Genomic DNA, 18,178 nt, shown 5'->3' with positions numbered 1-18,178 from the left:
TACAGAGGGCTTATCCGGTGGCCCGCCCCGTGTAACCCACATCCATTTATCGCTTTGAGCGGTTTTACCGGTTTCTTTCAACACTTGGATGCGAGTTTCATCCGCTTGAATGTAACGACCGAGGTTTTGTTGTTCCCGCATCAGGTTGATCAAGGGTTTGAACACGTCATTGAGACGGATGATCCAGTTCGCCATATTATTGCGACCGATCTCGTGACCAAGACGTGCTAACATGCCATCTAAACGATACAGAGGTAACCCATCGGTATATTTTGATGTGATGATGTACGCCAATAAGGAGGTGGTGGCGATGCATTTACCCAGCGGATGGGTTGGCCGCTTTGCTGCGATAACGTGTTCGCCCGTTGGCGATTCGAACACCGCTTTCTCTTGCCAGATCTCGATCACGTTGAGCTGAGCGGGGATAAACTCCAGTTCTTCTTTCACTTTGGTGAAGAAGGTTTTGGTTGCACCGGCTTTGTCGTCATCGCTTAAACTAATCTCACGACGGATTCGGTTTAATGAGGTCGAGAAGCCACGTTGACGCTGGCGGGTTTTCTTGGTTTGTGCCAGCTCTTGGCTCAACGAGTCTTCTGGAATCTCATCAATCAGATCGTCAATCGCACTTTCCAGTTCTGCTTCATCAAACAGGGTGATCTGAAACGGCTGCTTCTCGCTCTTGGCAGCGAAGCGTTGTACTTTTTGCAGACGGATGATCTCTTCAAGACGCTCGATATAGGCATCACGCTGTTTGATGTCTGCATCACGCTGAGCTAAGGATGCGTCTTTTTGCAACAGCAAAGACACCAGCTCAGCTTGTGATAACTGACTGTAATCCGGCTTTTTGGAGTAAGATTTAGACGCGATTTTCATAGCGTTATGGTAACCAAAAACACTGCAAAAATCGCTAACAAAGTGCTTCATAATGCAAGGTTTTATGGCCTTGCATTAGGCTAAGATCGTAGCCATCTAGCAGCCAATTTATCTGCTCGCCATTGAGGGAGACCAATTCGTCTGAGGCTTTGGGCCATTTAAACTTTTCTTCTGCTAAACCTTTGTAATAGAGCACGAAGCCATTATCTTCCCACATCACGCATTTGATCTTATTGCGATGCCGATTGGTAAACGCGTACAAGGCTCCAGAAAACGGATTGTGCCCCAGATCTTGCTCGATCAGCACCGCCAGCCCATGGGCCTGTTTTCTAAAATCCACTGGGTCTCGGTACAAAAATATCTGGGGTAAATTTAAAGCAGGACGCAGGTAACGTGGTTTCATAAAGCGGCGACCAAGCTAGTCACTAATGGAATATTACCCGCATCAATGCCACGTATGACCACCCCATTGGGGAGCAGAATTTCTAGATCGCTAGTCTGCTGAGAAGGCGTTGCCAATGCTACCGGCACTAATTTTGATTTATTTCGCGAGTCATCCGCAGATGAAAACTTCTGCCGCCAATAGCTAAACTGGTGATACACCAAGCCTTCTTGTTCACAGAAAGCTTTGGCGGATAACCCAGATGACTGCCATTTATCGATATGGGCAGCCCAAGTTTGGTTTAATATTGTGTTTGTACTCATGTTGATAGCTCCGTCATTGATAGGGACGAAGCACAGTGTGGAAGGGACTAAGCACGAAAACTAGAGGCTGATTTAGTGACGCTTACGTTAAAACAGGCAGTCCAATTAGGATGGATTGGAAACTAAAATCTCCTGATCATTACTGTCTCTTTTTTCATTGCCAAACAAAGTTAGTCGATACGTTCCGTGAATTATATGGCGAGGTGTTGGACTTTCAGGGAAACAGAGCCATTGTTTTATCATTGTCTAAACCATTGCCCAAAGTTGCTATCAAGCACTGTATCGAGTTGGCGTTAACCTATCATCAGCGAAAAAACTTACTCTTGCTGGGGGCTTGAGCATAACTCAAAGCAATAAAAAAACGAACGTCATTCAATGGCGTCCGTTTTTTTTATTGCGAAATCTAACTACTTACGCTTCAGGAATGTGTTCTGAAAGTGCAGCATAAGCCACAGTGAAAGCACCTTCTTGAAATGCGCGTAAGCCTGTTGCTTTGAATCGCATTTAACAAGCCACCCACCTTTAGAAGGCTGTTGCTTCAAGGAAATAACGCAGTTGGCAATGCCGTAAGTGTGGTGTTAAATTTCTAAAGAGTATTTGATGTCTGTTGAGGGTTGAGTGGTGCAAGAACGAGAAGAGAGCCAAAAAATAAAGCTTGTCACAGCTGAGCCGAGCAGTCTAACCGAGTTTAAATTGGCGTTGCAGGATTCTTTCCGTGTGGCGGCAGAAGCCGATTTTGGGCATCCGCTTGAAGAGCCGATTCCCTCTGATGATGATATTGAAAAGTCATTCAACGCCACGGGGGCCGTGACTTACTGGATCATGGAAGACGAGCAACGTGTTGGTGGCGCTGTTTTGGTAATAGACCCCATCAGCGGTCGGAATAACTTATCACTTTTCTTCATTGCGACCAGCCAACAAAGTCGAGGTTTGGGATTGAAGGCTTGGAAAGCGATTGAACAAGAGTTTCCGTTTACCAAAGTCTGGGAAACGGTGACGCCCTATTTCGAGAAAAGAAATATTCACTTTTACGTAAACCGATGCGGTTTCAAGATTGTCGATTTTTATAACCGATACCATCCAGACCCTCATCAGGATTCACGCCAAATTCATGATGAGGAAGATGGCGATGAGATGTTTAGGTTTGAGAAGATAATGGATAACACAGACGAAATTAACAAGAATTAGTAAGCTACCTCTGAAAACGAGTCATATGATCGTGGTGACTTGACATCTTATCTCGCAGGTGAAGTGTGTAGAGGCTTAGCTAATGGATAAGTGATGATAGATAGTTCTATTGTGTGTGATAAGACATTAGCACTAAAAGGTTTAGAATGGTAAAGGTTAAGAACAAGCTCACTCCGGCTCAAAAGAAAAGAAAGAAAGTCGCAAAGGCAGAGCGTCGAAATAAGTATCAGTGTATCTTTATAAATGGCAAGCAAGTCAGAATAAAGCGACCACTAACAGTTGACGGTTTACCTGTAGAGCAATTTATAGAAAATAATGCCGACCCGATTTGGCTTCACCAGAACGAATTGTGGGAGCTGATACCTACTTCTGAACTCGGTTTGGTGATTGAATTAAAAACAGAAGAAGAGGAAAACGGGATACCGTTTTAATTTTAGGCTCGAAGATTTTTGTCAGAAGCATTGCAAGGCTTATATAATTATGGTCGTTCAACAGAAGGTTATAGTTGAGGTTAGGTCACTGTATAACCCTTAATCTTTATGTCATTTGAATTAGAGAGTAGCAAAGTGTCGGATAGTATAGAAATTGAGATCACTGGCAGAGAAGCCAGTCTGATCTTAAAGTACGGATACCCTTTTCCTGAACACGCGATTGTCTTTAAGAAGGCTGCTGGTAAGGACGGGTTTCATCGGGTGACAATTGGAAAATTCTGGCTAGAGATGATAGTTGGCGATCTATGTAGGTCAATAAAAGAAGTGCGAAGTTTGTCATTACGAGAGGAATTGGACGCTCTGTGTGAATGCCTAGAAAATGCAATGAGGAACTCCAATTCCAACGGTTTTCACCTAATATAAAAATGTCAAGCATGTGATGTTGAACTCTATATGACCTATGATTCAGTTTTAGCATTATATTTAATAAGGAGAACACTGTGGACATAGATGAAGACAAAATCGATGACGCCGCGCTTGCTCTTTTTTACCTGACTTTGCATGATGATTTTGGGCGCGCTTGGAAGCAAATTGATTGGAGTATAACCAATAGATTGCATGAAAAGGGTTATATTCATAATCCAGTTGGCAAATCTAAATCGGTGACATTAACCGAGGAAGGGCTGGCGAAATCAGAGGCGTTGTTTAAAGTGCTTTTTACTAAGGGCACGGGAAAGTGAAATAGCATTTACCAAGCCACCCACCTCTAGAAGGCAGTTAGCATTTACCAAGCCACCCACCTCTAGAAGGCAGTTAGCATTTACCAAGCCACCCACCTCTAGAAGGCAGTCGTATCAAGGAAATAGCGCAGTTGGCAATGCCGTAAGTGTGGTGTTAAATTTCTAAAGATTATTTGATGTCTATTGAGGGTAGAGTGGTGCAAGAACGAGAAGAGAGCCAAAAAATAAAGCTTGTCACAGCTGAGCCGAGCAGTCTCACCGAGTTTAAATTGGCGTTGCAGGATTCTTTCCGTGTGGCGGCAGAGGCCGATTTTGGGCATCCGCTTGAAGAGCCGATTCCTTCTGATGACGATATTGAAAAGTCATTCAACGCCACGGGGGCCGTGACTTACTGGATCATGGAAGACGAGCAACGTGTTGGTGGCGCTGTTTTGGTAATAGACCCCATCAGCGGTTGGAATAACTTATCACTTTTCTTCATTGCGACCAGCCAACAAAGTCGAGGTTTGGGGTTGAAGGCTTGGAAAGCGATTGAACAAGAATTTCCGTTTACCAAAGTCTGGGAAACGGTGACGCCCTATTTCGAGAAAAGAAATATTCATTTTTACGTAAACCGGTGCGGTTTCAAGATTGTCGATTTTTATAACCGATACCATCCAGACCCTCACCAGGATTCACGCCAAATTCCTGAAGAGGAAGATGATGAGATGTTTCGGTTTGAGAAGATAATGGAAAACGCGGATGAGTAATGTCGTTGAGGTTGACTCGTTTTTCGCATTTAATAAGCCACCCACCTCTAGAAGGCAGTCATATCAAGGAAACAGCGCAGTTGGCAATGAAAATAACAGTGGAGATAAATGTCCCGAGCGTAGAGTCAGATAAAAAATAGTATTTTGTGTCTGACTCTACATGAACACTGTTTTCTCTATTTTAATTCGTTGGCAAAACGGCCTACAGCGTGTACCACCTGTTTGGCGCCTTCCTGAATCTCTACAATGACAGTGCCTGACTGGTTGGCTAGCTCTAAGCCTTGTTGGGCTCTTTCTTGGGAGTTGAGCATCTGGCGCATGACGTCATCTGAGAGCCCTTGGTTTTTCTTCACTACGCCCACAATCTCTTCGGTAGCGGAACTGGTGCGTGCCGCCAATTTTCGTACTTCATCGGCCACAACTGCGAATCCTCGACCCTGTTCTCCGGCTCTGGCAGCCTCGATAGCAGCGTTTAGCGCCAGCAAGTTTGTCTGCTCTGCAATGCCCCCGATGGTTTGCACTATGGCGTTGATTTGTAAGGATTGTTTGCCCAGAGCTTCAATGCTTTCGGTTGCTGTCTGCATTTGTGCCGCTATCTGCTGCATGGTTTCGACGGTTTGTTGTACGACGATTGCACCTTTTTTGGCACTTATGTCCGTTTGTTGTGACACATCGTAGGCAACGCTTGCGCCTTCTCTTACCTGCGTTTCTCGTGCCACTTGATCGGTGATAACGCTCGCAAATTTTACGATTTTGCTGAGGTTGCCCTCGGCGTCATAGACGGGATTATAGGTTGCCTCCAGCCACACATCGGCGCCTTTGCTATCTATGCGTTTAAAACGGTCCGCCACGTAAACGCCGTTATTTAATTTTTTCCAAAAGTTAGCGTATTCTGGCGAAGCACTATCTTCAGTGGTGCAAAATGTACGATGGTGTTTACCGATGAGTTGATCTAAGCGGTACCCCATAGCCTGCTGAAACTGTTCGTTTGCAGTGATGACAGTGCCATCTAGGTTGAATTGGATAACCGCGGTCGAACGGATCAATGCATTAATGAAAGACTCACTTTCTTTTGCGCTGACTATTTTTTGTGTTACATCGCGACCATAACCCTTTACGAAGGCGAGCGTGCCGTCCTCTCCTCGTACCGGAATCCACTGAATATTTATCCAAGCGAGAGTGCCATCTACTCGAAAGTAGCGGTAATCGTCGCTGACGGGATTGAACTTTGCCACGGCGTCATTAAAGTTTCGAAAACAGGGCAGTTTCGAAACGTAAGACGGCACCATTTCTGACAATAATTTTCCCACTAGTTGCTCTTGCTTGAAGCCGAGTGCATCCGCAAAATCTTGGTTGACGGCCGAGATTCGCAAGTCGGCATTTAAGGTAATGCACAGCATCCCCCGATCCATCTGGCTAGCTAGCTGGCGTAGAATCGCCAATTCTTTAAGTTGTGCTTCGTGTTCTTTTTTGAGGTGGCGATTAAACATTTAGAAACTCCAATTAAACTCAATAATAGGCAGGCTGAACCGGACGTTGAGTTTTTATTTAACTATTTAAGTTAAGGTGTATAAAGATACTTTTACGGTGCAAAGGTATCGCTCGGTTCTCGTGTCGTCTGATCCTTAAAAAAACAAGTAAGAACATCATCTACAGAAAACAATTCCCCACCCAGTGCCATGTTTATGCTTGCTGTTTTTAAGAGGGAATTTGAGATAGCCAAAGTCAGAAAGTGTGACATGGCTGCAGCGATAAAGCGACAGGTAAGTATGTATTGACAAACCATTCGACGTTAAAAGCTAAAGTGTTGGGAGTATTTAATCTTTTTTCGTCAGATTGACGATTTTCAAACCTTTTCGGATAACTTTCTCATAAAGAGAGTAGAGTGTTTGGTAGCGTACAGAGCAATTGATTGACTGTTTATAGTTTTTGTACGCTCTACTCCATATTAGTCATTCTGGGAATATACTATGCATGATGCAAGCGAACGGACCTTTTTACCATCACAGAACAATTTATTAGCAGCGTTATCAAAGGACATTCGGGAGCGTTTATTTCCTTTTATTGAATTAGTGTCACTCTCTTTAGGTCAGGTGATTTATGAGGATGGTGACAAATTAGCGTATGTGTATTTCCCTATCGATTCTATTGTGTCCTTGCTGAATGTGATGGAAAGTGGTGCATCGGCTGAAATATCTGTGGTTGGAAATGAAGGGCTTATTGGCATTGCTTTGTTTATGGGAGGAGAAAGTACCCCTTGATTACGCAAATGTCGCAGACTGCAGTATGTAACCGTCATCATTCCATCGACCAGCAGTTGTGTCGTTGGATATTGTTGTCCCTAGATCGTTTACCAGACAATCACCTTGCCATGACGCAAGAACTGATCGCCAATATGCTTGGTGTGCGTCGTGAAGGAGTTACTGAAGCCGCCGGAAAATTACAAAAACTAGGGGTGATTACCTACAGTCGCGGTCGTATCACCGTACTTAATAGGCCAAAACTGGAAACCTTGAGTTGCGAATGCTACGCCGTAGTTAAAGTAGAAACAGATCGTTTACTATCCTATCCATTTTTAACCAAGAGCTAGTCAAGCTGACTCTGGTTTGCATCCACGTACCTATTACGCTTTTCGCTCGCTTATCATTTTTCATCTTCCACTTAGCAAACAGTATCATCCTTTTTCAAAGGTTCTGATTTTTTAAGTAGAGATTTTTTCAATTTTTAAGCGCTTTAAGTTTGGTAGCGCACAGACGGCATATCACCTTATTTATTAAAGTAAAAATAGCCTTTAAAAGCGGATTGAGGTGATATTTTTTTTAACGTTATTTTTGATTGTGATTTGAGTGACATTTTTGGTGCGGATTTAACCATTTGCTCTATTGATGTTATTAGAGATATTAGAGCAAAAGCGCCATGACTTGAAAGAGCATGTTCGATGGATTAAATAGAGATAGGACAGATATTATGAGTCAGATAACAAAGGAATCGTTTTTTTCACTGCGCCGTTATGCACTGCATGGCACGTCTATTATTGCCTTGGCAACATTATTATCGGCATGCGCACAAACCCCACAACCGCCAACTGATGCCGCATTGCAAGCTGCGGAAATGGCGATAGCAGACGCTGATCGTAATGGGGTTAACGGTTATCCATCGCCAGAATTGGTCGAATCACGTAGTAAGCTTCAACAAGCCCGTGCTGCGATAGAAAAAGAACAAATGGATTTGGCACTGAAACTAGCACAAGAATCACAAGTTAATGCCGAACTGGCCTCCGCCAAAGCGACTCGGACAAAAGAACAACTGGTGAATGATGATATGAAAAAAAGCATTGAATCTTTACAGCAGGAAATGGATCGTAATTCAGGAGAAGGCCAGTGAGTACATTAATAATGAATAATTTTTCCAAGCTCGTTGGTACTTCAACCTTGCTCATCATTATGGCGGGTTGTTCCTCTCAAGCCACTAAGCCAGACGGCATAAACCAAGTGCGTGCTAAGTTAACGCAATTGCAGTCTGATTCTCAACTGATTCAGTTAGCACCTATCGAATTTAATGAAGCTGAGACTGCGGTATTATCCGCTGAGCAACCGACTGGTGATAAAGCGTTAGGTGAGCACTTGATGCTGATGGCAGATCGTAAAGTTGGCATTGCTGAAGCGCGCGCTGAAAGTCGATTACTGGTTATTCAACGTGATGGTCTTAGCAAGCAAAGTGACGCCGCGAGATTGGCTTCTCGTACGAGTGAGTTGAAAAGTTCTCGCCTTGAAACCGCAGCGGCAAAAGCGGATGCAGAAGCGTTGCGCGTTCAGGCGGATGCAGCAAAAGATCGCAACAAAGAATTTCAAAATCAGCTCGGAATGCTGAATGCCAAAGCAACAGATCGTGGCATGGTGATGACACTGGGGAGTTTATCTTTTGCTACGGGAAAAGCGGAATTAACAACCAGCGTTTTAGGTGATCTAAACAATTTAGCTGCTTTCCTTAATAATTATCAGGATCGTACCATTACGATAGAGGGGCACACGGACAATGTTGGTAGCGATGCACTCAACCTTAAATTGTCAGAGAGCCGAGCAACAGCTGTACGAGATTACTTGGTCACAAAAGGTATAAATTCTGGACGCTTAACGGTTATGCCAAAAGGAAAAAGTAGCCCGATTGATACTAACGAGACAGCTCTAGGTCGTCAAAACAATCGACGAGTTGAGATTGTTATCTCAAATAGTGTGACGTCTTAAAGTAGCCATTATTCCGTCAAGATACGACAAAGTAAATTTATAAGCTTTCATAACAAGCCCTTTGGCAGTCATTGCCTAAGGGCTTATTTATTGCGATACAACCCTATTAATAATGGGCTAAACAAGCGATCTAACTTTAGAATGCAGTCGTAATTAGTATTAGCTCACCCACTTTAAACACCTTGCAAACACAGGCTTTTAAAGATGTGTCCTATGACATTCATTACATTCTCTCATCACCCCCTATGATTCGCTTCGAAGACGTTGATTCTGCTCGACCATGTTATTTGTGTCCTAGTAAATTGAACGATGAATTACTCAAGATGAAGATTGTTAAGCAGGATAAATAGTAATATCATCTGTCGAACCTTAGGGGAGTAGTCTCTCAGCTTTGTCTGAGATAGCCGTCAACAGTCTCCGAACAGTCGTTCGTGGCGGTTATATCCTGTTTGTTTGGATTGACAAGACCTAAGGCAAGCGTTGTTCTCGGGGTGGAGGATGGCTCTTGCCTTTGTCCCTTCCGCCCCGAGGATGAGAATGTGTTTCAGCTAAAACGTTCCTTTGTACTATCCTTTTATAGGAGGGTCGACGGGGATGAATAACGTCAATGGGCGATGGCTTTTTACAAGGCATGATGTCGCTGTCAGTATTTTTATAACTTGTGTGTTTCACGCGCTGTTTTCCAGCTACGTTTCAGTTAGGTCTATTCGACCTCAGCAGACGGGCTTTTTTGCTTTTTGTCGATTCTTCTTAAGTCACCTGATAAGTGCTAAGCAAGATAGGAACATTGGACTTATTTCTTTTTTCAAACCTGAGGTAACGTTATGACGCTTGCTATTCTGGCTTTATTAGTCGGTTTTGTTCTATTGGTATGGAGTGCCGATCGTTTTGTGGAAGGGGCGGCGGTTACGGCAAAATACGCTGGTATGCCTTCTCTATTGATTGGTATGGTGATTGTGGGGTTTGGTACGTCGGCGCCTGAAATGGTGGTGTCTGCGATGGCAGCGATGGATGATAATCCTGATCTTGCTTTGGGCAACGCGCTGGGTTCGAACATTGTTAATACGGGGTTGATTTTGGGTGTGACGGCCCTGATTGCGCCGATTATGGTGCAATCTAATATTGTTCGAAAAGAACTTCCGTTGTTGCTGTTAATTGGTTTGGTATTTGGTTATTTGATTTGGGATGGGTCGTTGACACGTTTTGAGTCTGCGCTTTTGTTGGTTGGTTTTTTTGCTTTGGTTGGCTGGAGTATTTATTCTGCAATGAAAGGCAAAGGCGATGCACTCGAAGGCGAAATGGAACAAGAGCTGGTGACTCATACTATGTCTAAATCCAGAGCCATTTTTTGGTTGGTGTTTGGTCTTGTTGTGTTGATCATTAGTTCTCGTGTATTGGTGTGGGGAGCGGTGAATATTGCCCAAGCGTTTGGGGTGAGCGATTTGATTATCGGCTTGACCATTGTGGCATTGGGAACCTCGTTACCAGAATTGGCGGCGTCAATTATTGCGGTGAGAAAAGGCGAGCACGATATTGCCATTGGTAACGTGGTGGGATCGAATATGTTTAACATACTTGCCGTAATAGGGATTGCGGGGAGTATTTCGCCGATGACAAATTTGTCTGCCGAGGTGTTATCACGTGATTGGCTGGTGATGATGGGCATGACGGTAATGTTGCTGGTTATGGCATATGGTTTCCGTCGGGCGGGGCGTATCAACCGATTTGAAGGTGCGGGTCTGTTGCTGGCGTTTGTGGCTTATAACATTTGGCTGGTTTCCTCTGTTATTGGGTAATTTAATATTTTGTATTGGTTAGGATAAAACGAAGAAGAGATGCTTATGCAAGAGACACTGATTCAATTTTGGCAAAATCATTCGGATACGATTATTTCACTTTGTTATAACTTAGTATTAGCCGTCGTGATATTCACGGCCAGTTCTTTTATAGCAAGAACGGTACGAAAGGCGATATTGAATACCAATTCTAAGCTAAAAAAATTGGACGCGACTTTGCTGCCGATTTTTTCAACCGTTGCCAGTTATGCGGTGTATATTATTGGTGGCGTGTTTATTTTAGATATTTTTGGGGTCAATACTGCCAGTCTTATTGCCTTAGTCGGTGCGGCTGGTTTAGCAATCGGTTTGGCGTTAAAAGACACCTTAAGTAATATTGCTGCGGGTATTATGCTACTGATATTGCGTCCATTTAAGGCGGGTGATTTTATTGAGTTTGGTTCAACGCAAGGTACGGTAAAGGAAATCAATTTGTTTACCTGTGTGTTTGAAACCGTTGATGGCTTATATATTGCCTCGCCTAATAGTGTTTTGTGGGGAGGCAGTATTAAAAACTTCACACGAAATGGTAAGCGACGAATGGATATTGTGGTCGGAATATCGTATTCAGATTCTATCGACGTAGGGTTGTCTGTACTGCAAAAAGTCATCGCAAGTGAATCTCGGTTATTGCCAGACCCTGCGCCGCAGACCATGGTGGTGTCTATGATGGACAGCTCGGTAAACCTGCAGCTTAGAGCGTGGGCAAAAAACGAAGATTATTGGCCAGCTTACTGGGATTTAAATAAACGCGTGAAAGAGTCCATCGAAGAGGCAGGTTTAACCATCCCGTTCCCTCAGCGTACTTTGCACGTGGTTACTGAACAAAGTATGCCGGTATTGAAAGAAAAGCCTTAACAAGGTTTGACTGTCTATATACATGTTTAGCTGCTTTGAGGGCAGCTAAACATGGCTTGAGTGGCCACTCTTTTCTGAGAGCCATTACTGCCATATTTCTACTCGGTTTCTTCCTTGTTCCTTCGCTCGGTATAGAGCTTGGTCAGCCAGTTTAAGTAGGTCCTGATAATTCTCTACCTGATGAGAAAATGCGACGCCCATACTGACGGTCATCGTCAGGTCTGTCGCTATATCGAGATAGTTATAAGTATCTATACGATGGCGTAATGCTTCACAGTAAGCCGCTACGTCGGTGTCATCCATACCTTTTATCATTAAGGTGAATTCTTCACCACCCCAGCGAGCGGCATGTACCTGATGATCGATTAGTGCTTGTAGCTGTTTAGCAAGGGCTTGGATGGCTCTATCACCAGTGAGATGTGAATACTGGTCGTTGATCCTTTTAAAGTAGTCGATATCCATGATCACCAAAGCGAGAGAAGAATGTTGTTGCTTGGCTTCCACAAACTTCTCACTAAGCCATTGATCAAAAGCGCGTCGGTTAGGCAAGCCGGTCAGCTGATCTTCATTGGCTTGACGTTGGAAGTCTTCTGATTGCTGACGCAGCGCATAAGTTTGTGATTCTACAAGGGCTTTTAAACGAACCTCACTTTGTCTTAAACGCTGCAAGCGCCAACGAAGTCCGCCAGCTAAGAGCATTAGGATGAACAGTGCGCAGGCAATTTGTACGTCGAGTCGTTGCCAAACGTAGGGTAAAATTTCGAATTCGTAAACGTCTTCGGCATTGTGCCAGTCACTGTATGGGTAACGGGCACTGACTAAAAATTGATAGTGACCCGGTTCTAAGTTGGTGTATTCGGCAATGGTATTTTTCCCTCTGGCGGCCCAGTCTTTTTCAAAGCCGACGAGGCGAGTGCGATACTCAATGCGTGACGACATAACATAGCCCAAGCCCGCATAATCAAAGAGTACTCGGTTGGTGCCAGCAGGCAGGATGTGTTTTTTGTTGATTGGCAAGGCGTGTCCATCAGCCGACATGGATTCAATCACCAGAGGCAAGCGGGCAGTATTTTTTTGTAGCACACTGGAACTGTTGACCATGGCAACGCCTTTGGCGGTGGCAAACCATAATCGACCATCAGCCATGGCAATAGCGGCAGGGTTGGAACCTCCGTTTGCTTGGGCACTGGCCATGCCATCGCTTTCGGTAAAGTGTTCGAACTCAATATGTTGTTGGCGACCATCGGCAACAGCATGGGCGGCTTGGTAACTTATTTGCCAAATGCCACGATTACTGGTTAACCACAAACTGTTTGAGCCATCATAAATAACTTGAAACAGCTTATCGATGGGTAATCCTGCACGACGGCCGACTAAGCCTAGTTGGCCATCTTTTTGGCGATAACGGACTAGACCACGATCGGTCGCGATCCAAACGTAGCCACTCTCCATCCAGAAACCAAAGGCATACTCGGCTTCTTCCATCGTGTTAATGGGAATGCTTTCAAATCCGTCTGTGGTCAATTTTGCGGCGCCAACCCCAGTTCCGACCCAGAGTTGTCCGCGATCATCCTCGGCCAATGCCATAATATAATTATCAGGCAGACCATTTTCGCGGGTAAAGATTTGTTGTTGTCCTGTTGGATCTTGTCTGACTAATCCGCTTGTGGTGCCAATCCATACGTTACCGTGGTGGTCTTCTAATACGGCTCTTACTTCGTCGCTGGGTAAGCCATTTTGTTGATTAAGGTAAGGGGAGAGTTGGTTGTCTTGCCAAAGCATTAGACCATTCAAATAAGTGCCGACCCAAGCGCCACCTTGTTGGCGTTTACCAAAGCTTAGCACAGAAATAGCAGAACCTGTATTCAGCCTTGCGTTGTATGCGATGTTGTTTTCAATGAGACTCAGGCCTTCACTAGAACCGACTAATACAGTATTAGAACTGACTTCAATCACGCTTCGGACATAGTCACCTATAAGGTGGCGTTCTTTTGTCCAGGTCGTAAATGGCGCTTTGCGTAAACGCATTAAACCACCATTCGTCCCGACCCAAATACTGCCTTCTAAATCTTGCAGTATTGATAAAACGCGATTATTCGGAAGGCCAGATTTCACATTTAAGGTTTCAATGAGTTGTTTGTTTAATCTTAAAAGACCTTTATTCATGGTGCCTAGCCAGAGATTATTTTCATTGTCTTCCATTAAGGAAGTAATGCTTTCACCGGCTAAACTTGGGTGCAATAAATACGCTTGGTTGTTTTCTAGTACATAAGCGCCTCTGCTGGTTGCAATAATTAGGCGTTTATCTTGCGTTTCTAAAAGGGAATACACGCGTAACTCGGGTAAACCATATTGCGTTAATAGCTCTTTTTTGTCGGGACCATTTAAATGGAATAAACCTTTATCTGTTGCTGCAAAAATTCGACCTTGGCTGTCTTCCAGTAGCCGATAAGCGCTGATATTGTGCAGTAGCCAAATATCGTCATCGGCAGACGTTGTCTCTGTTGATTTTGCGCGATAGAAGACGCCCAAGCCTTCTGCCGCCAGCCAGAGATTGCCTGCTTTGTCCTTGAGTAAATGATTGACCATGCTGCGGGCCACCGATTGCGGTTGCCATTGGCGATCTTTGCGATAGGTTATGCTGCCTCTTGCCCCGGCAACCCATAAACCATTGTGATTATCTGAGACTAATGCTCGGGTGCCGGAGTCTCTGATGCCGGTGTGGGCGGAGCGTTCATAAAAGCGAAAATCACGGCCGTTATAACGCGCAACGCCTTCCCAAGTGGCGAACCATAAATACCCGTCGGAGGTCTGCGCTATGGCATTGATACTGTTATGTGGTAGGCCGTCTTGGGTAGACCAGGTGTCAGTGAAATAATCGGCAAGAGGGGTTGTCGCATGGGCAATATTTGCATAGCACATTAGCACCATTGCTAACCACCATGGCAGTGCTTTTTGCAGACTAGCGTGCATTTCTTTTTTCCCTCTTGCTTATACGCGTTTGTAATATTGTGTCTTTTTTTAGGCTGTTAGGGTTCTAATACGTCGTCAAATTTATAGCATTTTGCCATGTAAATTTTTAACCTGGCACAAGCATCTAACGGAATAATAAAAAAGGTTCATGAGTGAGCTGGATAGTATCATGAAGAATTTACAAAAAATGTTTCTAAATGTTACTGAAAATTCAGTGTTCATTTTAAGCCGTATTGAAAATTAGGCTTTAATCTATTGAGGGAAAACCTTTAAATATAGATAAGTACAATAGTAAGTGAATATTTATGATTATCCGGGACGGATTCTTAATATTAACTTAATAAAAGTGATCGTGAGCAGTGGGTAAAAATCTTGTTTGGAAATAGAGTCTGTAAATAGACAACCGAGACAAGTTAACAAGTATCTTAGAGGTTAGCTTGTCTCAGCTGAGTTTTATTTAATACTCAGTAGCATTTTGCTTGTTTGTTTTGTGCAACAAGAGGTTCATAAATAGCGAGATTTTTTGGCAAATTGGCCTCTAAATCTTTGATACGAGTAGTATTAGCTGGGTGTGTGGACAGCAACTCTGGTGTTTTGCTCTCTCCACCGGCGCTCATGTTGCGCCACAACGCAACACTTTCTCTGGGGTCAAAGCCAGCCTTGGCCATGTATTCTAAGCCCAGTAAATCGGCTTCTGACTCATGAGCACGACTGAAAGGTAAGATAATACCGACTTGTGCGCCAATGCCCAATGCTTGAAAAATGGCGATTTTTTCTGGCGTTTCCTCACCGCTCAACTGATAACCCAATGACAGCGCTTGGCTGGTGGCCAACTGAGTCGAGACCCTTTCATTACCGTGTCTTGCTATTACATGGGCCAATTCATGACCCACCACCGCGGCTAACTGAGACTGGTTTTCGGCGAGGTTTAAAAGACCCGTATAAACCCCCACTTTATAACCTGGTAAGGCAAAAGCGTTGACTTGTTCATCATTAAACAAGACCACTTCCCAAGCTTGGTTGCGGTATTTCTCTGGCAACACGGCGATCAAGGTATCCGCCACGCATTGTACTTGTTTGCCTAGTTTGGTGTCCGATGATGCAGGGATCTCCTTCTTCATTTCGGTAAAAGACTGAACGCCCATCTCATCCATCTGGCTATCAGGCAACACAGCAAACTGCTTTCGTCCCGTCGGTGACGAACTGCAACCTACGATCACAACTAACGCCGCCGCCAGCGCCGCCTTAAAAGAAATCTTCATAAACACCATCGTAAAACCGCCTTGAAAAACTGCATGGACTATTGAATGTAATGGCTATTATAGAGAAGGGCTTTTGTTAGAAGCAAATGGAGATCGAGTGAAGCCTTATTTGATGTCTGCTTCTTTCGTTATTGGGTTTGTTAAGCGCTGAAATAGTATCTAAGTGTTTTTACTATATTTGGACTTTGTGAATACAATGATGAACCTGCGTAAACGCAAGAGAGTGACAAATGGATAAAGATACAAAAACTAGCCCCGACAAGAATGATCAAAAAAACACAGACTATGAGACAAAGCTGCAAACACTTCGCAGCCTTATTCAAGAAGGCATCGACAGCGGTGAGGTCGAGTACAGCTATGATGAGTTTATGGAAGAAATGGATGATGAGTTGGGCGAGCGAGTTTTGAGCTTTTAACACCTCGTCGATAGTACGGTTTGGTCAATCTGTCATTCTTACGACATCCATTCGACGCAGTCCTGATTGCACGGCTTGATGACGTTTCGGAGTCAACGGCGGATTACGGTCGTTCCTCCCTCATCACGCCCTACGATTCACTACGAAGAAGTTTATTCTTTGTGATCTTTTGGTGTAGCGCTGGTTTTCTTACTTGACTATGCCAAAGGTAGAAAGTCGCTTTTAGTCTACCTCTAGTCGTTTCCAGCCACCTCCCACCCGTAGCGAAAAATTACACTGAGTTCATTGATAGTCACTCCTTTAAAAAGCCCGTATTTAATAGGTAAGGAAAAACAATGAACGCAGCAGAGCTACACGACAAGTCTATTATTATTGACGGTTTGATTTGTGCGAAGTGGAATCGCGAGTTATTCGAAGACATGGCGAAGGGTAAGCTAACGGCGGCGAATTGCACGGTGTCGTTTTGGGAAAATTTCGAAGGCACGGTCCGCAATGTGGTTGAGATGAATCAGCTGATTGAAGCCAATAGTGATTTATTGTTGAAAGTGTACACCACCAAAGACATCCATCGTGCTAAAGCGGAAGGCAAAACCGGCGTGATGATGGGCTTTCAAAACGCCCATGCGTTTGAAGATCAAATCGGTTACGTGCAGATTTTTAAAGACCTTGGCGTGGGCATAGTACAGATGTGCTACAACACGCAAAATTTGGTTGGTACGGGCTGTTACGAGCGCGATGGCGGTTTATCTGGCTATGGTCGTGAAATTGTGGCGGAAATGAACCGTGTGGGTATGTTGTGTGATTTGTCTCACGTTGGGCCAAACACCGCCAAAGAAGTCATCATCGAATCGAAAAAGCCAGTGGCGTATTCCCACTGTTTACCAGCGGGTTTGAAAGAACACCCACGTAATCGCACCGATGAAGAGCTTAAGTTCATTGCCGACAATGGCGGTTTTGTCGGTGTCACCATGTTCGCGCCTTTCTTAAAAGCCGGTATTAACGCCACCATTGACGATTACGTAGAAGCCATTCAGTACATCTACAACATTGTCGGTGAAGACGCCATTGGCATCGGCACGGATTTTACGCAAGGTCACGGTTACGACTTCTTCGAATACCTAACCCACGACAAAGGCTATGCCCGCCGTCTAACGCGCTTTGGCGAGATCATCAATCCGCTGGGTATGCGTACGGTTGGCGATTTTCCGAACTTGACCGAAGCCTTGCTAAAGCATGGTTTTAGTGAGCGTCAGGTGGTGAAGATTATGGGGGAGAATTGGGTGAATCTTCTTGCAGAAGTATGGGGAGAATGATGATGACGACACATGCGCCAGAAATGCCAATTGTGGTTGATGATGAAACGGGTGTTTGGACGACGGATGCGTTGCCCATGCTGTATGTGCCGCGTCACTTCTTTGTTAATAACCACATGGGGATTGAAGACGAGATCGGTGCCGAGCGTTATGCCGAGATTTTATACAAAGCGGGTTACAAGTCTGCCTATTTTTGGTGTGAACAAGAGTCTGCATGCCACGGTATTTATGGCGAAGACATTTGGCACCACTACTTGAAGCGCCTTTCTCAACGTGGCTGGGGCTTTTTTATTACCGAAGAGTTGGACATTGAAAAAGGCACGGCAAAAGTGCGTTTAGAAAACTCGGCCTTTGTTTATCACTACGAAAAAATCCACGGTAAAAAAGTCAATCGCAAGGTGGATTATATGTTCACTGGCTGGTTTGCGGGTGCGTTGGATCAGATATTAGAAAGCAAGGGGTTGGCGACTCGTACGAAAGCGATTCAAACCCAGAGCGCAGCCGAGGAAGGGTGTGATGTAGGGTATTTCCACGTTTCTCCACTGTAATTTGTAGGTGAGGGCACGGGCAGGTGCTCTCTCTTTTTACGTT

19 protein-coding genes and 2 pseudogenes are annotated in these 18,178 nt (G+C 44.4%); 13 read left to right on the top strand and 8 right to left on the bottom strand.

Going from position 1 to position 18,178, the window contains the following annotated elements:
- From DK187_RS18390 to DK187_RS18370, 4 genes are all read right to left on the bottom strand, one after another.
- On the bottom strand, positions 1 to 873 hold an 873-nt coding region (locus tag DK187_RS18390; RefSeq protein ID WP_162623555.1), incomplete at its 3' end, for an IS66 family transposase.
- A gap of 34 nt (positions 874 to 907) precedes the next feature.
- Positions 908 to 1,276 carry an IS66 family insertion sequence element accessory protein TnpB gene (tnpB, locus tag DK187_RS18385; protein WP_111608782.1) on the bottom strand — a complete coding sequence of 123 codons (369 nt, stop codon included), beginning with the start codon at positions 1,274 to 1,276 and terminating at the stop codon, positions 908 to 910.
- Positions 1,273 to 1,578 (bottom strand): IS66 family insertion sequence element accessory protein TnpA, encoded by a 306-nt coding sequence (gene tnpA, locus DK187_RS18380; protein WP_111608781.1) that lies wholly within the window; start codon positions 1,576 to 1,578, stop codon positions 1,273 to 1,275. Before tnpA ends, tnpB begins: the two co-directional genes overlap by 4 nt.
- A 411-nt stretch (positions 1,579 to 1,989) precedes the next feature.
- Positions 1,990 to 2,082: a DUF3010 family protein gene (locus tag DK187_RS18370; protein WP_223232201.1), complete on the bottom strand. Its 93-nt coding sequence runs from the start codon at positions 2,080 to 2,082 to the stop codon at positions 1,990 to 1,992.
- Between the two features lie 117 nt (positions 2,083 to 2,199).
- Between DK187_RS18370 and DK187_RS18365 the strand changes: the two genes are divergently transcribed.
- The 4 genes from DK187_RS18365 to DK187_RS18345 all read left to right on the top strand — a co-directional run bounded on the left by DK187_RS18365 (position 2,200) and on the right by DK187_RS18345 (position 4,686).
- On the top strand, positions 2,200 to 2,766 hold the full coding sequence (locus DK187_RS18365; protein ID WP_204355656.1) for a GNAT family N-acetyltransferase: 567 nt from the start codon (positions 2,200 to 2,202) through the stop codon (positions 2,764 to 2,766).
- A 146-nt stretch (positions 2,767 to 2,912) separates the two neighbouring features.
- Positions 2,913 to 3,197, top strand: a complete 285-nt coding sequence (locus DK187_RS18360) for a hypothetical protein (RefSeq protein WP_111608779.1) — start codon at positions 2,913 to 2,915, stop codon at positions 3,195 to 3,197.
- Positions 3,198 to 3,697: 500 nt separating this feature from the next.
- Positions 3,698 to 3,937 (top strand): DUF6429 family protein, encoded by a 240-nt coding sequence (locus DK187_RS18350; protein WP_111608777.1) that lies wholly within the window; start codon positions 3,698 to 3,700, stop codon positions 3,935 to 3,937.
- 176 nt (positions 3,938 to 4,113) lie between these two features.
- Positions 4,114 to 4,686 carry a GNAT family N-acetyltransferase gene (locus DK187_RS18345; protein WP_204355655.1) on the top strand — a complete coding sequence of 191 codons (573 nt, stop codon included), beginning with the start codon at positions 4,114 to 4,116 and terminating at the stop codon, positions 4,684 to 4,686.
- A gap of 176 nt (positions 4,687 to 4,862) precedes the next feature.
- On the opposite strand, the pseudogene DK187_RS21605 reads toward DK187_RS18345, so the two are convergent.
- Both DK187_RS21605 and DK187_RS21600 read right to left on the bottom strand, forming a co-directional pair.
- A pseudogene (locus DK187_RS21605) lies at positions 4,863 to 5,300 on the bottom strand (methyl-accepting chemotaxis protein); the annotation flags it as partial.
- A 105-nt stretch (positions 5,301 to 5,405) separates the two neighbouring features.
- Positions 5,406 to 6,176: pseudogene (locus tag DK187_RS21600) on the bottom strand (PAS domain-containing protein); the annotation flags it as partial.
- A gap of 480 nt (positions 6,177 to 6,656) precedes the next feature.
- On the opposite strand from DK187_RS21600, the gene DK187_RS21420 reads away from it, so the two are divergent.
- From DK187_RS21420 to DK187_RS18310, 6 genes are all read left to right on the top strand, one after another.
- Complete coding sequence (locus DK187_RS21420) at positions 6,657 to 6,947, top strand: cyclic nucleotide-binding domain-containing protein (RefSeq protein ID WP_223232200.1); 291 nt, start codon at positions 6,657 to 6,659, stop codon at positions 6,945 to 6,947.
- Complete coding sequence (locus DK187_RS21415; RefSeq protein WP_223232199.1) at positions 6,944 to 7,276, top strand: Crp/Fnr family transcriptional regulator; 333 nt, start codon at positions 6,944 to 6,946, stop codon at positions 7,274 to 7,276. Before DK187_RS21420 ends, DK187_RS21415 begins: the two co-directional genes overlap by 4 nt.
- A 377-nt stretch (positions 7,277 to 7,653) precedes the next feature.
- Positions 7,654 to 8,070: a DUF4398 domain-containing protein gene (locus tag DK187_RS18330; RefSeq protein WP_162623554.1), complete on the top strand. Its 417-nt coding sequence runs from the start codon at positions 7,654 to 7,656 to the stop codon at positions 8,068 to 8,070.
- On the top strand, positions 8,067 to 8,930 hold the full coding sequence (locus DK187_RS18325; protein WP_204355654.1) for an OmpA family protein: 864 nt from the start codon (positions 8,067 to 8,069) through the stop codon (positions 8,928 to 8,930). The genes DK187_RS18330 and DK187_RS18325 overlap by 4 nt, the downstream gene beginning before the upstream one ends.
- Positions 8,931 to 9,754: 824 nt before the next feature.
- A complete protein-coding gene (locus DK187_RS18315) occupies positions 9,755 to 10,726 on the top strand; it encodes a calcium/sodium antiporter (RefSeq protein WP_111608772.1) in 972 nt (323 codons plus the stop codon).
- Between the two features lie 45 nt (positions 10,727 to 10,771).
- On the top strand, positions 10,772 to 11,623 hold the full coding sequence (locus DK187_RS18310) for a mechanosensitive ion channel family protein (protein ID WP_111608771.1): 852 nt from the start codon (positions 10,772 to 10,774) through the stop codon (positions 11,621 to 11,623).
- A gap of 84 nt (positions 11,624 to 11,707) precedes the next feature.
- On the opposite strand, the gene DK187_RS18305 is transcribed toward DK187_RS18310, so the two are convergent.
- Together DK187_RS18305 and DK187_RS18300 are read right to left on the bottom strand one after the other, a co-directional pair.
- A complete protein-coding gene (locus DK187_RS18305; RefSeq protein WP_111608770.1) occupies positions 11,708 to 14,596 on the bottom strand; it encodes a ligand-binding sensor domain-containing diguanylate cyclase in 2,889 nt (962 codons plus the stop codon).
- Between the two features lie 464 nt (positions 14,597 to 15,060).
- Positions 15,061 to 15,858 carry a M48 family metallopeptidase gene (locus tag DK187_RS18300; protein WP_111608786.1) on the bottom strand — a complete coding sequence of 266 codons (798 nt, stop codon included), beginning with the start codon at positions 15,856 to 15,858 and terminating at the stop codon, positions 15,061 to 15,063.
- Between the two features lie 230 nt (positions 15,859 to 16,088).
- Between DK187_RS18300 and DK187_RS18295 the strand changes: the two genes are divergently transcribed.
- From DK187_RS18295 to DK187_RS18285, 3 genes are all read left to right on the top strand, one after another.
- Positions 16,089 to 16,274, top strand: coding sequence for a ribbon-helix-helix domain-containing protein (locus tag DK187_RS18295; RefSeq protein ID WP_111608769.1), 186 nt, complete (start codon positions 16,089 to 16,091; stop codon positions 16,272 to 16,274).
- A 335-nt stretch (positions 16,275 to 16,609) separates the two neighbouring features.
- Positions 16,610 to 17,587 (top strand): dipeptidase, encoded by a 978-nt coding sequence (locus tag DK187_RS18290; protein ID WP_111608768.1) that lies wholly within the window; start codon positions 16,610 to 16,612, stop codon positions 17,585 to 17,587.
- Between the two features lie 2 nt (positions 17,588 to 17,589).
- A complete protein-coding gene (locus DK187_RS18285; RefSeq protein ID WP_111608785.1) occupies positions 17,590 to 18,135 on the top strand; it encodes a DUF5943 domain-containing protein in 546 nt (181 codons plus the stop codon).
- Positions 18,136 to 18,178: the final 43 nt, after the last annotated feature.

Origin of the sequence: Marinomonas arctica (genome assembly GCF_003259225.1) — a bacterium.
GTDB lineage: Bacteria > Pseudomonadota > Gammaproteobacteria > Pseudomonadales > Marinomonadaceae > Marinomonas > Marinomonas arctica.
Note: the sequence above shows the minus strand (reverse complement) of the source record. Positions and strands in the feature narration are given on the sequence as shown.

Bases quoted from the DNA above. Each gene is read 5' to 3' on its own strand.
- tnpA (WP_111608781.1), bottom strand. From the start codon at position 1,578: ATGAGTACAAACACAATATTAAACCAAACTTGGGCTGCCCATATCGAT.
- DK187_RS18370 (WP_223232201.1), bottom strand. From the start codon at position 2,082: ATGCGATTCAAAGCAACAGGCTTACGCGCATTTCAAGAAGGTGCTTTC.
- DK187_RS18360 (WP_111608779.1), top strand. From the start codon at position 2,913: ATGGTAAAGGTTAAGAACAAGCTCACTCCGGCTCAAAAGAAAAGAAAG.
- DK187_RS21420 (WP_223232200.1), top strand. From the start codon at position 6,657: ATGCATGATGCAAGCGAACGGACCTTTTTACCATCACAGAACAATTTA.
- DK187_RS18305 (WP_111608770.1), bottom strand. From the start codon at position 14,596: ATGCACGCTAGTCTGCAAAAAGCACTGCCATGGTGGTTAGCAATGGTG.
- DK187_RS18330 (WP_162623554.1), top strand. From the start codon at position 7,654: ATGAGTCAGATAACAAAGGAATCGTTTTTTTCACTGCGCCGTTATGCA.
- DK187_RS18315 (WP_111608772.1), top strand. From the start codon at position 9,755: ATGACGCTTGCTATTCTGGCTTTATTAGTCGGTTTTGTTCTATTGGTA.
- DK187_RS18290 (WP_111608768.1), top strand. From the start codon at position 16,610: ATGAACGCAGCAGAGCTACACGACAAGTCTATTATTATTGACGGTTTG.
- tnpB (WP_111608782.1), bottom strand. From the start codon at position 1,276: ATGAAACCACGTTACCTGCGTCCTGCTTTAAATTTACCCCAGATATTT.
- DK187_RS18310 (WP_111608771.1), top strand. From the start codon at position 10,772: ATGCAAGAGACACTGATTCAATTTTGGCAAAATCATTCGGATACGATT.
- DK187_RS18300 (WP_111608786.1), bottom strand. From the start codon at position 15,858: ATGAAGATTTCTTTTAAGGCGGCGCTGGCGGCGGCGTTAGTTGTGATC.
- DK187_RS18295 (WP_111608769.1), top strand. From the start codon at position 16,089: ATGGATAAAGATACAAAAACTAGCCCCGACAAGAATGATCAAAAAAAC.
- DK187_RS18345 (WP_204355655.1), top strand. From the start codon at position 4,114: ATGTCTATTGAGGGTAGAGTGGTGCAAGAACGAGAAGAGAGCCAAAAA.
- DK187_RS18285 (WP_111608785.1), top strand. From the start codon at position 17,590: ATGACGACACATGCGCCAGAAATGCCAATTGTGGTTGATGATGAAACG.